The following is a 13,484-nucleotide window of genomic DNA, read 5'->3' on the forward strand; positions in this document are numbered from 1 at the left end:
CCGATGCGCCCGCGGCCCTGCAGGCCACCGTGCGCCTCTGCGGCTCTCTCTGTAACCGTGGCGACAGATGCCCAGTTTTCCGGTGACTGATTTCCCGGGGAGGAATGCGATGCGACGTTCGATTGTGGGTGGAGTCGCCACGGCGGCGCTGGGCATGGCGGGACCGGCCTTCGCCATCGAGGCACAGCAGGTGGGCGAGCGGCTTCGCGTCGAGGAGCGTCCGCTGGTGGGCGCCGACGTGCGGCTGGGCCTCGGCAACTTCACCGGAGACCTCGGCGGCAACACCAAGGTCGGCCCGCTGCTGGGCATCAACGCCAGCGCCTATCCCTGGCAGTACGGCGGCGTCGAGGTGGGCTACGAAGGCCAGCGCTTCCCCATCGACGACGCACGTCTCCGCGACAACGGCGATGGCGAGGGCGTCTGGCGCCACAACGCCACCCTCATGGCCAAGGCAGGGCCGCTCCTCGACGAGAAGTGGCGTCCCTTCGTCGGCGCCGGCGTGGGCCTGAGCTACCTCAACCCGTCCGACGGCGCGGACCGCTTCTACAACAACGACTGGCAGACGGAGCTCCCGCTGGCGGCGGGCCTGGACTACCGCTTCGGCAACCTGGTGGCCGGCGCGCGCGCCACGTACCGGTTCGTCGGCGGTGAGGGCCTCATCCAAAACCCCGTCACCAACGCCGACGAGAAAGGCAGCCTCTTCAACGGCAACGTGATGATTGGCGGCCAGTTCTAGGCCGCCACACCCCTCACAGGCCGAAGCGGTCCATCAGCGCCTCGGGGCGGGGGTTCTTCTCCCACGCCTCGAGCACCGCCACCGCGGGCGAACGGCCCGAAGCGGCCACCGCGTCCAACGGGTCCAACAGGGGCGCGTCCGCCGCGTCCAACCGCATCAGGCCCCGGCGGGAGATGGCCACCATCTCCGCCGCCAGGCGGTGAAGCTCCTGGGAGCCCAGCCGGCCGCCCAGGCCCTCGCGCCGCGCCGTATCATGGAAGGCCAGGTGCTCGGCGTAGCTCAGCTTCGGCAACAGGCGCTCGGCCTCGTCCAGCGCGGCGGCGTCATACAGGATGCCGCGCCAGAGGGCGGCCAGCGCCCCCGTCATGGCCGGGTTCACGCAGTCCGCGCCGCGCACCTCGACCACCGTCTTCAGCCGCACCTCGGGGAAGAGCGTGGACAGGTGGTCCGTCCAGTCGTTCAGGTCGGGCGGCTTGCCCTCGAAGCCCTCCTTCAGCAACTGCCGGAAGGTCATCTTCGGGTACAGGTACTCGTTGTTGCGCCGCAGGAAGAGCAGCGGCGCGTCCAGCGCCCACTCCACGTAGGCGCGGTAGGAGAACGAGCCGTCGAAGAACGCGGGGAGGTAGCCACAGCGCGTGGGGTCCACCTCGTCCCAGACGCGGTTGCGGAAGGACAGGTAGCCGGACGGCTTGCCCTCCACGATGGGGCTGTTGGCGTACATCGCGTTCATCAGCGGCGCCAGGCGGGCCACCGTGACCGTCTTGCGGACACAGTCCGCCTCGTCCGCCCAGTCCAGGGACACCTGGCCGGTGGACGTCATCAACATCATGTTCAGCGCCAGCCGCCCGCGCTCCGGCAGCGTGCGGCGCATGATGAGATAGCGCGTCTTGGGCATCCACGGCATCTGCGCGGTCGTCCCGTACGGCCGGTACCCCAGGAAGACGAGCCGCAGGCCCAGCGCCTTCGCGGCGGCGGACACCTCCGACAGGTGCGTGAGGTTCTCCGCGTGCGCCTCGCGCGCGGTGACGAAGGGGCTCCCGGACAGCTCCACCTGGCCGCCGGGCTCCAGGGAGATGGTGGCCCCGCCGCGCTGCAGCGCGATGATGGGCGACGCGGGCGCCTCCCGGAACGGCGTGTAGCCAGCCGCGGCCACCCGGCTCAGCAGCGCGCCCACGCCCCGCTCCCCTTCATAGGTGGGGGGCTCCGCGCCGTCCACGGGGTAGAGGAACTTCTCATGCTCCAGCCCCAGGCGGTGCGCGCCGCCGGGCTTCTCGGCGGCTCGGAATCCAGCCAACAGCATGTCGACGGAGGAGATGGGCTCTGAGGCCGCGCGCTTGAGGTCGAGGGACATGTGCGCGCCCTATATAACCCAGACCTTCCGACCCGCTCTGTTTTGCGCACTGGCCCGCCATGAGCCCACAATCCACCTTCCCCGCCGTCGCCCCCCAGCCTCGCCTGTCCGATTTCTTCCAGGGGTTGGGCCTGCTCGGCCGGGCCTTCTCCCTCATCCTGCGCGACCGCCGCCTGTTCCTCCTGTCCGCCCTCTGCGCCGCGGTCACCGCGGCCGCCCTGGTGGGGCTCGTCTGGCTGCTGTGGCGCTACGCCCCCGGTGCCCTGGACTCCGTCTGGACCCGCCCGGAGAGCTGGTACGGCCAGGCCGCCTGGACCACCGTGCTGGTGCTGTCCGGACTGGTGCTCTGGGTGGTTGGCGCCAATGTCCTGCCCCCCCTGCTGCTGGCCCCGCTCCAGGACCCGCTGTCCGAGCTGACCGAGGAAGCCTGCGGCGGCGGCCCGAGCGCCCCCTTCACCGCGGCCGGCTTCATCCGGGGGCTCGTCACCGGCCTCGCCCACACGCTCGCGCGGCTGTTCTTCCTGCTCGCGGGCCTGGCGGTGCTCCTGCCCCTCCACCTGCTTCCTGGGGTGGGCAGCGTGCTGTGGACGGTGCTCGCCAGCCTGTACACCATGACATGGATGGCCGGCGAGTACCTGGCCGCGCCCATGACGCGCCACCTGTACCCCTTCGCCGAGGTGCGCCGGATGCTGCGCGAGCGGCGGGCGCTGTGCCTGGGCCTGGGCGCGGGCATCTACCTCCTGCTCTGGGTGCCCATCCTCAACGCGTTCTTCCTGCCGGTGGCCATCGTCGCCGGCACCCTGCTCTACGGCGGGCTGCGCGAGGCCCGGCTGCTGGCGCCCCCTCCTGGAGCGTCCGCTACCGCCGCGTTGAAATAAACGCCCCGGCCGGGTGTCCCATCCGGTGGACCGGGAACGCAATGCCCGCCAGGGACGTTCTGCAGCACCACCCGAGAGGCGATGCCTTGAAGCACCTGGAGCCCGTGATTAGGCTTGCCCGGCCGCTTACGGTGTTCGCCTACTCGGTATAAACGGTCGAAATCTCAAGGCTTCTCGCCACACCCGGGGTACCGGAAGAAGTGCCCCAGCTTGGATGAACCAAATGCCGCGTCTCCTCCGCCGCATCACAGCCGTTGCCGTGCTCCTCGGCGCCTGGGCCCTGGTGGGCAATGACCGGGCGCCCTTGCCGCTGACCATGGGCGCAGCCGAGGCCGGGCAAGGCTCGTGGGATGGCAGTCTTCCTGCCGCCAAGGGCGAGAAGGCCCCGCACGACCTCAACAGCCTGCGCGTCCTGACGAAGGTCATCCTCTACGTGAAGGAGAACTACGTCGACCCCAAGCGGGTGAGGCCGAAGGAGATGATGATCGCCTCGCTGGAGTACGTCGAGAAGAGCGTCCCCGACGTGCTGGTGGACGGCAGCGCGGAGACGGGCAAGCTCAACGTCAACGTGAACGGCAAGCAGCGCGCGTTCGACATCGCCCACGTGGACTCGCTGTGGAAGATGTCCTTCGCGCTCAAGGACGTGTTCGACTTCCTGTCGAAGAACATGCGGCCCATCGAGGACACGCGCGACGTGGAGTACGCGGCCGTCAACGGCATGCTGTCCACGTTGGATCCGCACTCGGTGCTGCTGCGCCCGGAGCTGTACCGGGAGATGAAGCTGTCCACCAAGGGCGAGTTCGGCGGCCTGGGCTTCGTCATCCAGATGCGCGAGGGCAACCTGACCGTGGTCAAGGTGCTGCCCAAGACGCCCGCGCACCGCGCCGGCATCCAGAAGGATGACCGCATCAAGAAGATTGGCGAGGAGTCCACCGTCAACATGGACCTCAACGAGGCCGTGTCGAAGCTGCGCGGTCCGGTGGACAGCCGCATCACCATCACCGTGGAGCGCGACGGCTGGGACAAGCCCCGCATCATGACGCTGGCCCGCGCCATGATTTCGATTGAGAGCGTGCAGCACAAGATGCTCTCCAACAACGTCGGCTACATCCGGCTGAAGAACTTCCAGGGCAACACCACCCGGGATTTGGAGGCGGCGCTGACGCAGCTCCGCAAGCAGGCCGCCGCGAAGGGCGGCTTCAAGGGCCTGGTGCTCGACATGCGCGGCAACCCGGGCGGCCTCCTGGAGCAGGCCATCCAGGTCTCCGACACCTTCCTCTCCAGCGGCACCATCGTCGCGACGGTGGGCCTGTCCGACAAGCTGCGCGAGGAGAAGCGCGCGCGGGCCACGGAGGGCGAGGACGCCTACCCCATCGCCGTGCTGGTGAACGCCGGCAGCGCCTCCGCGTCTGAAATCGTCGCGGGCGCGCTGAAGAACCTCGACCGCGCGACCATCATCGGCCGGCAGACCTTCGGCAAGGGCAGCGTCCAGGTGCTGTACGACTTCCCGGACGACAGCGCGCTGAAGCTGACCATCGCCAAGTACCTCACCCCGGGTGACGTCTCCATCCAGGAGGTCGGCATCGTCCCGGACATCCAGCTCATCCCCACCCGCGCCACCGACGAGCGCGTGGACGTGTTCGCGCCGCGCCGCTCCATGGGCGAGGCGGACCTGGATCAGCACTTCGGCAACCCGGACTCCTCCACCGTGGCCAAGAAGCGCGAGGACGTGCTCAACCGCGAGAAGCCGCTGGAGAGCCTCAAGTACCTGAAGGTGGATGAGAAGCAGGCCCAGGCCGCCGCCAAGAAGGATGAGAAGGCGGCGCCCAAGTCGGCCGCCAACGCGGCGAAGCACGGGGAGAAGGACCCACTGCTGGACGTGGACGTGGCCGGCATGGGCGAGGACCTGGACGACCAGCTCGACGCCGAGGCCCAGGACGAAATCAAGGAGGACTTCGAGGTCAAGTTCGCCCGCGACTTCGTGCTGCGCGCTCCGGCCACCACGCGCAAGGAGCAGCTCAAGCAGGGCAAGGCGTTCATCGACCAGAAGCGCGCCGAGGAGGAGTCCCGCATCAACGCCGCCATCGCCGCGCTGGGCGTGGACTGGAGCGCGGGCCCCACGCCCAAGAATGTGCAGATGGCCGTGTCGCTGACGCCGGGCCCGGACGCGAAGATTGTCGCGGGCGAGGTGATGGAGATGGCGCTGACCGCGGAGAACCGTGGCGCCGAGCCGCTCAAGCGCGTGCGCGCCTGGACGGAGAGCGACAACGCCTTCCTGGACCGCCGTGAGTTCCTGTTCGGCGCGCTGGCGCCGGGTGAGAAGAAGACGTGGAAGGTGAAGGTGCGCCTGCCCAAGGACCTCACCAGCCGCCGCGACGACGTGACGGTGCGCTTCTTCGACGACCACGGCGCCCTGCCGGAGACGCGGGTGGCCGAGCTCAACTTCGTGGAGCTGCCCCGCCCCGCCTTCGCCTTCAACTGGCAGGTCATCGACGACTGCGCGACCTGCAACGGCGACGGCACCGTGCAGCGGGGTGAGTCGGTCTCCGTGCTGCTGGACGTGACGAACGCGGGCACCGGCGCGGCGCTCGACTCCTTCACGCAGATCAAGAACGGCGGGGACGCCAACGTCTTCATCGAGAAGGGCCGCTTCAAGCTGGGCGAAATCAAGCCCGGTGAGACGAAGACGGCGAAGTTCCAGCTCGAGGTGAAGAAGGGCTTCAAGGGGGAGACCTTCCCGCTGAAGCTGGCCATCATCGACGAGCCGCTGGAGGAGTTCGTGATGGAGAAGCTGGAGCTGCCCGTCACCGACGCCCCGGTCGCCAAGCTGGAGGCGAAGAAGGGCTTCGTCCGCCTGGCGGACAAGGTGGAGCTGTTCGGCGCGCCCACGCAGAACGCGCGCCCGGTGGCGAAGCTGAGTGGCACGACGGTGCTGCCCGCCGAGGCGGTCACCAAGGGCTACTACCGCGTGGAGCTGGAGAAGGACCGCTTCGCCTTCGTGCGCAGCCAGGACGCGAAGGAGCTGAAGACGGGCAAGGCCACCGCGCCCAAGGCCACGCTGGTCACCAACCACCGTCCGCCGGACATCCGCCTGGACGTGGACCCGGCCGCGGGCGGCCTGGTGGCCAACGGGGACAAGTTCACGCTCTCCGGCGTGGTGACGGACCCCCACGGCCTGCTGGACGTCTACGTGCTGGTGAACGACCAGAAGGTCTACTTCAAGGGCGTGAACCCCAAGGGCGGTGAGCCGAACACGCTGAAGTTCTCCACCGAGTTCGCGCTGAAGGAGGGCAACAACAACGTGCTGGTGGTGGCCCGCGAGGACAGCGACTTCGCCAGCCGCCGCACGCTGGTCATCCGCCGCCGCCCGGCCGAGGTCGCCCAGAAGATGGCCTCGCCCACCGGCAGCACCTCCGGCAAGCCGCAGCCGCAGTAGGCGCCTTCCAGGCGCGCCGCCTCCTTCCGGGCGGCCTTTCCAGCGGGACTCCCCCAGGGGACCGCGGGAGAGGCCGCCCGTTTTGTTGACGCTCCTCGCGAGCAGGCGTTAGCGTCCGGCGCGGTGGGCGCCTCACCGGCCGGTCGCGCGCCCTGGAGGCGGTGACTCGAATGCGGACGTTCAGTCGGTGGCTGGCCCTTGCGGCCTGGGCGTCAGGGGCGTCCGTTGTCGCGGCGCCCAATGACCTGCAGATCGCACGGTTCGGCAACCCCGACCCCGAGGCGGCGAACACGGTGGCGTCCGCCAACGCGGACTTCCAGGCCTTCGCCCGCATCATGGGCGCCGCCATCACCTCCGTGAACCTGATGCCGCCGGAGACGACGGGGCATTCGGCCTGGGCCATCAACGCGGAGCTCTCCGTGGTGTCCCTGCCCGGCGGCGTGCACGTCCCCACGCAGAACGAGCAGCCGGGCACGGTGCTCATCCCCTCCTTCCACGCGCGCAAGGGCCTGCCCTTCTCACTGGAGCTGGGCGGCCGCGTCGGCTGGATTGAGAAGAGCAGCCAGGTGGTGGCCACCGGCGAGGTGAAGTGGGCGGCCAACGAGGGCTTCACCTACCTGCCCGACTTCGGCGTGCGCGGGCACGTGACGAAGCTGTTCGGCGCGCGCGACCTGGGCCTCACGGTGATGGGCCTGGACTTCGGCGTGGGCAAGCAGTTCCCGCTGGGCGGCATGGTGACGCTGACGCCCTACGGCGGCCTGGACCTGGGCTTCGTCGGCGCGACGTCCAGCCGCATCGACTTCAACCCCGACCGCAGCTTCGACGACTCGACGAATGGCAGCTCGCGCGAGGCGCTGGTCGACACCGCCGAGTACCGGAAGGTGGGCTTCGGCAGCAACATCAACCAGCGCATCTACGGCGGCGTGCGCTTCATCGGCGGCGTGCTCCAGTTGGGCGCGGAGCTGTCGCTGACGCGCACCGGCAGCGTCTCCTACGTGGACGACAGCGGCGCCACCGTGGACCGGGGGCTGCCGGCCGTCTTCGCCTTCAACACCACGCTCGGCCTGGACTTCTGAGCGCTACGCGGCGGGGTGCAGGGCCTGACGGACCGCCCCCGGCCGGTTGGTGATGAGGTAGCTGACCCCCATCCGCTCCAGCACCTGGGCGCGCTGGGGGTCGTCCACCGTCCACGCCGCCACGCTCAGCCCGGCCGCGCGCCACGCGGCGACCCGCTCCGGGGTGCAGGCCTCGTGAAACGGGTGGACCGAGTGTGACGACACGAGCGGGCTCACCGCGTAGGCCTGCAAGCCCCAGGACCTGTCCGGGTCGATGAGAAAACCCCGGCGGAGCTCCGGCGCCGCGGCGGCGAGGCGGAAGAGGCACAGCGGGTTGAAGCTGGAGATGACGACCCGCCCCGCCAGCCCTCGCCGGCGAACCACGCGCGCCACCTGCTCCGCCAGGCCTCCGTCATCGGCGCGGTCGCACTTGAGCTCGATGTTGACCAGGAGCTGCGCCGGCAGGGCGTCCAGCACCTCATCCAGCAGGGGGATGCGCGCGGGCGCGAAGCCCAGGGGCGAGCCGACATCCGCCCGCTGGAGCTTCCACCAGGGCGTGCGCCGGACCTCCCACGGCAGCCGCGCGAGCCGCTCCAGGCGCTCGTCGTGACAGACGACGACCTCCCCGGAGCCACAGCGCATGGCGTCCAGCTCCACCCCGTCCGCGCCTTGGCGGACCGCCTCGGTGAAGGCTTCCAGGGTGTTCTCGGGGGCATCGGCGCTGGCGCCACGGTGGGCAAGCAGGAGCATGCCCTCCAGTCTGCGCGGGTGGACGCCGGCGTGCATCAGAAGTCCAACCGGGCGTGCGGCGGTGGACGCACGGCTTGCCTCCCCCCGCCCTTTGCTGCACTGTGCCCTCATCATGCTGGGCCTCGGCCTCGGAGAAATCATCGTCCTCGGCTTCATCCTGCTGGTGGTCTTCTCGGCCGCCCGCATGGGTCAGCTCGGCAACGCCGTGGGCAAGTTCGTGTACTCGTTCCGCAAGGCCTCGAAGGGTGAGGACCTGGTGGACGCGAAGCCGCTGCCGCCGGTTCGCCGGAGCACCACGGACGCCGAGTTCACCGACCCCGAGCAGCCTCGCCGCCGCTAGCGCCCTCCTCGAGCAGCCGGGAGGCCTGCGCCCGCAGGGCCGGATGCAGGGAGGCATTCGAGGCCAGCTCCCTCAAGTCCGCCGTGTTGAGCAGCGGGACGATTTTCGCGCCCGTCTCCGGTGGCAGGTAAGGGTTGAAGACGAGCGCGCGCCGGACGGCGTGCCGCACGGACCAGCGTGGTGACTTCCAGATTTCGACGAGCGGCTCAGGCCGGGCGGGACGCCGCGCGGCGATGCGCACCACCAGCGCCTCGGTGAGCCGGGGATTGATGAGCACGTTGCGCAGGACGGAAGGATTGCTGACGGTGGCCAGGCGGGACAGGGTGTCCGGGTCCCTCGTCAGGCGGGCCTGCTGCTTCAGGTGCCCGAGCGACTGGGAGAAGGCGTTGGCGTCCGCGCGGGCCGCGACGTCCGCGTCCATCTCCAGCTTCGCGGGCCCCTGGGCGAACAGGTCCGCCACGGTGTCGAGCGACTGGACGTGGGCGAGCCGCCGCAAGGACTCCACGTGGGGAATGTGCTCGGCCTCCTGCTCCAGCGCGGACATGAAGTCCGACAACGCGCAGGCGGCGGGCCCCCAGCCCGCGCGGGAGAGCGCGATGAGGTGGCCAATCAGCTCGTTGGAGTCGAGTGGATCCCTCCAGGCGAGCTCACGCGCCGCGGCCTTGCGACGCACCCCCGCGCCCCCGCTCAAGGCGTGGATGAAGCGGGCAACGGTCCGGGCATCCTCCTGCGTGGGCATGGCGGCTCACTCCATCCGGCGGCCGGCCTCTGCCGTCTGGGAACGCTCGGACTCCAGGCTCACCTCCAGACGGAACCCGCTCGGGTCCGCCGGACGCTCGGGAAAGATGACGACGAAGGGCGCCTTGGCGCCGGGCGCCACGGAGACAGCGGCCTCGTCCACACGCTGGCGCAAGGCCGACGCCGCCTCGGGCGAGCCCGCCCCGTAGAGCTCCTCGGGCGTGGGCACCCGGCCCACGAGCGCCTCCGCGGACGCCACCCGCTGGTTGCCGTCGTACAGCGCGGCGCGCACACGGATGCGGGAGGCGGCGTCCGAGTGGTTCGCCGCGTCCCCTCGGACGTAGAGGAGCGACCGGCCATCGCGCGTCTCATACAGTCCGCTCGTCACATCGACCGCCACCAGCGGCTCCGGCGCGGGAACGAAGAGGGCGCGGAGGGAGTCCAGCGACAAGGCGGAAAGGTCCAGACGCCCGTCGCGCAGGTACGCCCGGCCGACCGTGCCCAGGACGGCCACCAGGGCCGTGGCCAGCACGAGGTTGGCGGTGAAGGCCAGCACCTTGCGGAAACGGCTCAGCGGCCGGCTCTGCGGGATGCCCACGTCCTCGGGACGCGCGGTGGGCTTGGCCACGGTGACCACGGGCTTCGACGGCAGCCCGTCCATGTCCAGCACTTCGCGCTGGATGCCGCTTTGCGACCCCACCCGGCCCAGGGTGACGCCGAACGCCTGCGCGTCCTCCATGGGAGGCACGTCTCCGAGCAGGGAGATACCGGGGCCCTCATCGGCGGCCAGCGGGCCCTCCCCTTCCGACGTGCCGAAGAGCGCGGCCCGGCCGGTGTCCGTGGGCAACAGGCCGGAATCCTCGCCCTGCCCGCCCACGTCCGAGCCGAGGTCGAACAAGTCCCGGGCATTCGCGGAGGGCGTCAGTGCCGCACCGGGCGACACGCCGTGGGCCGCGCCAGCGCCACCTGCCTCATCCGAGGACAGGAAGGGAGCCGCGCCTGGAGGCCCCGCCACTCCCGGCGCTGCCGCTGGAGCGGCACCGAGGGACGCGAACGGGTCTTGCCCTGCCGGCGCAAGCCCCCTGCCAGCCGCGGCCGTCGGTGGGGCGTGAACGTCGATGGACGCGAACGGGTCCTTCCCCGCGGACGGAGGAAGCGCAGGCGCCGCCGCAGGACTCGTCGCCGCGTGGATGTCGACGGCCGCGAATGGGTCCTTACCGGGCGGAGGAAGCCCGGGCGCCGCCACAGGACTCGCCGCCGCGTGGATATCGATGTCCGCGAACGGGTCCTTCCCCGGTGGCGGAGGACGCCCAGGCGCCGCCGCAGGACTCGCCGCCGCATGGATATCGATGCCCGCGAACGGGTCCTTACCGGGCGGAGGACGCCCAGGCGCCGCGGCAGGCCCCGCCGCTGAGTGCATATCGATGGCCGCGAACGGGTCCTTGCCCGGGGGCGGAGGAAGCCCCGGCGCCGCGGCAGGCCCCGCCGCTGAGTGCATATCGATGGCCGCGAACGGGTCCTTGCCCGGGGGCGGAGGAAGCCCCGGCGCCGCGGCTGGAACCGGCGCGTCGTCGATGTCGATGGACGCGAACGGGTCGTTCTCCACCGGCGGCGGCGCCCCAGCCGCTGACGGCATCGCCGCCGCATCGTCGATGTCGATGGACGCGAACGGGTCCTCCCCGCCATACGCGGGTGGAGCCGAGGACGGCGGCGCGCTCGGACGCATCGCCCCGAGGGCCACCGCCGCCGCTGGCGCGCCTCCCCGAGGGGGCGCCACGGCGCTCCGGCGAAGCGCGTTCGCCGCCGCGGGCCCGGCCGAAGCCGGGGGGCCCAGGAGGTCCGAGAACGGGTCCGCCTCGGGCACCGGCGGCGGCGGAACAGGGTTCTTTCGGGCCGTGGCCGGAGACACGGACGCGCCGTCGAACTCGGGCACGGGCGGCAAGGACCGGTCCTCGCCCCCAACAGGGGCCCCCCGAGGGCCCGGCGTCGGCGAGGGGGCGCCGGCCGCCGCGGGCATCGCGGCCGGCGGGCGCCCCGGATTCCCAGGCGCTGGGACCACGAAGGCCCCCGGCGGCGTGCTGCCACGGGTCGGCGGCGGCACGGGCTCGGGCGCCTGCGCGGCGGGGGGGAGCGGAATCCGAGTAACGCGCGTGGGCTCCTGGAAGACGCCGTCCTCCGCGTCCAGGTCCCCGTCCATGGCGTTCCAGCTCGGCGGAGGGGGACTGGGCCGGGCCGGCAGCGGCCTGCTCGCCTCGACGCCCAGCTCGAAGTAGCCCGGCTTGGTCACCTCCACCATCTTGGGGTCTGGCGCGACCCCGAAGCGGGCAAAAGGGTCCACCTGCCCGTCCGAGGAGGGGGCTGGCGGCTCGCCCGGAGCGGCGGCAGCGGCCTCTCGGGTGACCCGGAACGTGTTCTGGCACTTGGTGCAGCGGACCTTGACCCCCTTCTCGGTCACCTTCTCGTCGGGGATCTTGAACCGCGTCTGGCACCGCTCACACTTGACGATCATTCAGCAGGCCCGGCAGGAACCACGAGTATAGGACGACGGGGGTGGGCACGGCGAGCCGGGTTCACGTTGCTTGCTCGCCCCCAACCCCCTCTGCTACGAGAATCGCCCCTGCGAGACTCAGGCGGGGCACGTGGCTTGAAGTCGAGCCCAAAAGGGGCGGAGAGACACATGAGCGAGGCTGAGCAAGCAGGTGCTCCGAGCAAGGAGCCGAAGATCATCAAGCGGTACACGAACCGGAAGCTCTACGACACCGTGGAGAGCCGGTACGTCACCCTTGATGAGATCGCAGCGATGATCAAGGAGGGCACCGAGGTCCGGATTGTCGACAACCGGACCAAGGAGGACCTGACCTCCGTCACCCTCGCGCAGATCATCTTCGAGGAGGAGAAGAAGAAGAACCAGATGCCGCTGTCGGTGCTGCGGGAAATCATCCGCCACCCTGGCGAGTCCATCTCCGGGTTCATCCAGAAGGAGGTCTCTCCGCGAGTCGCCTCCATCCGCGAGGAGGCGGAGTCCCGCCTCGACAAGCTCCTGCGCCGGGACGAGAACGCGCCCCGCCCCGAGGGCGAAACGGTGGAGGCGCCGGCCGAGGCCCCCGCCGCCACCGACGCCACCGCCGCGGGCCTCAGCCCGGCGGACCTGCTCAAGGCCAGCCAGCGGGCCTTCGAGGAGTGGCAGCGCCGCGTCGACGAGCGCGTGAAGCACGTCGTGGAGAACCTCACCGGCAACCTGCCCGCGCTGGGCCGCGACATGGCGACCCTCACCCAGCGTCTGGAGGAGCTGGAGAAGAAGCTGGAGCAGGTCGAGCAGCAGAAGGAACAGCCGAAGCAGCAGGAGTAACCGCGCTGCTTCAGGCCTTCTGCGCAGCCCGCCTCCGCCTGGGGGCGGGCTCGCCGTGCAGCTCCGCGGCGATGGCCGCCAGCATCTGCGCGCCCCGGCTGCGCGGCGCGTACTCCCAGATGGTCTGTCCGTGGCTCTGCGCCTCGTCGACCTTCACGTCGTAGCCCAGCGGCGTGGCCGCCAGCGCGTCCGGGAAGTAGGCCTTCAGGCGCTCCAGAATCGCCGTGGCCAGCGCCGTCTTCCGGTACAGCGTGGGCACCACCTTCGTGACGCGGAGGTCCGGCCGCCCTTCCGCCTCCCCCACCTGGCGGACGGTGTCCGCCACCTCCGCGCAGCCATCCAGCGCCAGGTACGTCAGCGCCACCGGCACCACCACCTCGGTGGCGGCCACCAGGATGTTGCGCGTGGTGGTCCCCATGGAGGGCGGCGCGTCGAAGACGACGGCGTCATACCCCGCCGCCTCCGCCGCTTTCAGGCGGTCCGCCAGCCGGTGGGCCCGGCGCGCGTCCGCGGCCACCACCACAGGGAAGTCCGCCATCTCCTTGTAGGCGGGCAGCACGTCCAACCCGTCCACGGCCGAGCGCTGGACGACGTCCTCGAAGCGCACCGACGCATCCGTCAGCAGGTGGAACACGTTGCGCGGCAGCGTGCGCACATCCACCCCCAGGGCCTTGCCCGCGTGGCCCTGCGTGTCCAGGTCCACCAGCAGCACCCGCAGGCCGCGCTCCTTGGCCAGCCAGGCGGCCGTGTTCACCGCCAGGGTCGTCTTGCAGGTCCCACCCTTCTCATTGATGAACGCGATGCGCCTCATGTCCGGGCACTCCTCATCCACCCCAGAAGGTGGCGGCTTC

The 13,484-nt window shown here is 70.7% G+C and carries 11 protein-coding genes; 6 read left to right on the plus strand and 5 right to left on the minus strand.

What is annotated here, in order from left to right; genetic code table 11:
• Positions 1-109 precede the first annotated feature (109 nt).
• Positions 110-736 (plus strand): hypothetical protein, encoded by a 627-nt coding sequence (locus tag MYMAC_RS28190; RefSeq protein WP_239989062.1) that lies wholly within the window; start codon positions 110-112, stop codon positions 734-736.
• Positions 737-749: 13 nt separating this feature from the next.
• Here MYMAC_RS28190 and MYMAC_RS28195 read toward each other — a convergent pair whose 3' ends face one another.
• Positions 750-2,087, minus strand: coding sequence for a glutamate--cysteine ligase (locus tag MYMAC_RS28195; protein ID WP_095960325.1), 1,338 nt, complete (start codon positions 2,085-2,087; stop codon positions 750-752).
• Between the two features lie 59 nt (positions 2,088-2,146).
• On the opposite strand from MYMAC_RS28195, the gene MYMAC_RS28200 reads away from it, so the two are divergent.
• From MYMAC_RS28200 to MYMAC_RS28210, 3 genes are all read left to right on the plus strand, one after another.
• Positions 2,147-2,965, plus strand: a complete 819-nt coding sequence (locus tag MYMAC_RS28200; protein ID WP_013938494.1) for an EI24 domain-containing protein — start codon at positions 2,147-2,149, stop codon at positions 2,963-2,965.
• Positions 2,966-3,179: 214 nt separating this feature from the next.
• On the plus strand, positions 3,180-6,401 hold the full coding sequence (locus tag MYMAC_RS28205) for an MXAN_5808 family serine peptidase (RefSeq protein ID WP_095960326.1): 3,222 nt from the start codon (positions 3,180-3,182) through the stop codon (positions 6,399-6,401).
• Between the two features lie 170 nt (positions 6,402-6,571).
• Entirely contained in the window at positions 6,572-7,477 is a 906-nt protein-coding gene (locus MYMAC_RS28210; protein ID WP_170114782.1) for a hypothetical protein, read from the plus strand.
• 3 nt (positions 7,478-7,480) lie between these two features.
• Here MYMAC_RS28210 and MYMAC_RS28215 read toward each other — a convergent pair whose 3' ends face one another.
• Entirely contained in the window at positions 7,481-8,206 is a 726-nt protein-coding gene (locus MYMAC_RS28215; protein ID WP_095961715.1) for a glycerophosphodiester phosphodiesterase, read from the minus strand.
• Positions 8,207-8,318: 112 nt separating this feature from the next.
• Here MYMAC_RS28215 and MYMAC_RS28220 point away from each other — a divergent pair, with 112 nt between their 5' ends.
• Complete coding sequence (locus MYMAC_RS28220; RefSeq protein ID WP_043712883.1) at positions 8,319-8,546, plus strand: twin-arginine translocase TatA/TatE family subunit; 228 nt, start codon at positions 8,319-8,321, stop codon at positions 8,544-8,546.
• On the opposite strand, the gene MYMAC_RS28225 is transcribed toward MYMAC_RS28220, so the two are convergent.
• Positions 8,515-9,285, minus strand: a complete 771-nt coding sequence (locus MYMAC_RS28225) for a hypothetical protein (RefSeq protein WP_095960328.1) — start codon at positions 9,283-9,285, stop codon at positions 8,515-8,517. The genes MYMAC_RS28220 and MYMAC_RS28225 overlap by 32 nt on opposite strands.
• 6 nt (positions 9,286-9,291) lie before the next feature.
• A complete protein-coding gene (locus MYMAC_RS28230) occupies positions 9,292-11,793 on the minus strand; it encodes a zinc-ribbon domain-containing protein (RefSeq protein WP_095960329.1) in 2,502 nt (833 codons plus the stop codon).
• Positions 11,794-11,961: 168 nt separating this feature from the next.
• Between MYMAC_RS28230 and MYMAC_RS28235 the strand changes: the two genes are divergently transcribed.
• Positions 11,962-12,633, plus strand: coding sequence for a polyhydroxyalkanoate synthesis regulator DNA-binding domain-containing protein (locus MYMAC_RS28235; RefSeq protein ID WP_095960330.1), 672 nt, complete (start codon positions 11,962-11,964; stop codon positions 12,631-12,633).
• 10 nt (positions 12,634-12,643) lie between these two features.
• Here MYMAC_RS28235 and MYMAC_RS28240 read toward each other — a convergent pair whose 3' ends face one another.
• A complete protein-coding gene (locus tag MYMAC_RS28240; protein ID WP_095960331.1) occupies positions 12,644-13,444 on the minus strand; it encodes a ParA family protein in 801 nt (266 codons plus the stop codon).
• Between the last annotated feature and the right edge of the window lie 40 nt (positions 13,445-13,484).

Origin of the sequence: Corallococcus macrosporus DSM 14697 (assembly GCF_002305895.1) — a bacterium.
In the GTDB taxonomy this organism is placed as follows: Bacteria; Myxococcota; Myxococcia; order Myxococcales; family Myxococcaceae; genus Myxococcus; species Myxococcus macrosporus.

Bases quoted from the DNA above. Each gene is read 5' to 3' on its own strand.
- MYMAC_RS28190 (WP_239989062.1), top strand. From the start codon at position 110: ATGCGACGTTCGATTGTGGGTGGAGTCGCCACGGCGGCGCTGGGCATG.
- MYMAC_RS28195 (WP_095960325.1), bottom strand. From the start codon at position 2,087: ATGTCCCTCGACCTCAAGCGCGCGGCCTCAGAGCCCATCTCCTCCGTC.
- MYMAC_RS28200 (WP_013938494.1), top strand. From the start codon at position 2,147: ATGAGCCCACAATCCACCTTCCCCGCCGTCGCCCCCCAGCCTCGCCTG.
- MYMAC_RS28205 (WP_095960326.1), top strand. From the start codon at position 3,180: ATGAACCAAATGCCGCGTCTCCTCCGCCGCATCACAGCCGTTGCCGTG.
- MYMAC_RS28210 (WP_170114782.1), top strand. From the start codon at position 6,572: ATGCGGACGTTCAGTCGGTGGCTGGCCCTTGCGGCCTGGGCGTCAGGG.
- MYMAC_RS28215 (WP_095961715.1), bottom strand. From the start codon at position 8,206: ATGCTCCTGCTTGCCCACCGTGGCGCCAGCGCCGATGCCCCCGAGAAC.
- MYMAC_RS28220 (WP_043712883.1), top strand. From the start codon at position 8,319: ATGCTGGGCCTCGGCCTCGGAGAAATCATCGTCCTCGGCTTCATCCTG.
- MYMAC_RS28225 (WP_095960328.1), bottom strand. From the start codon at position 9,285: ATGCCCACGCAGGAGGATGCCCGGACCGTTGCCCGCTTCATCCACGCC.
- MYMAC_RS28230 (WP_095960329.1), bottom strand. From the start codon at position 11,793: ATGATCGTCAAGTGTGAGCGGTGCCAGACGCGGTTCAAGATCCCCGAC.
- MYMAC_RS28235 (WP_095960330.1), top strand. From the start codon at position 11,962: ATGAGCGAGGCTGAGCAAGCAGGTGCTCCGAGCAAGGAGCCGAAGATC.
- MYMAC_RS28240 (WP_095960331.1), bottom strand. From the start codon at position 13,444: ATGAGGCGCATCGCGTTCATCAATGAGAAGGGTGGGACCTGCAAGACG.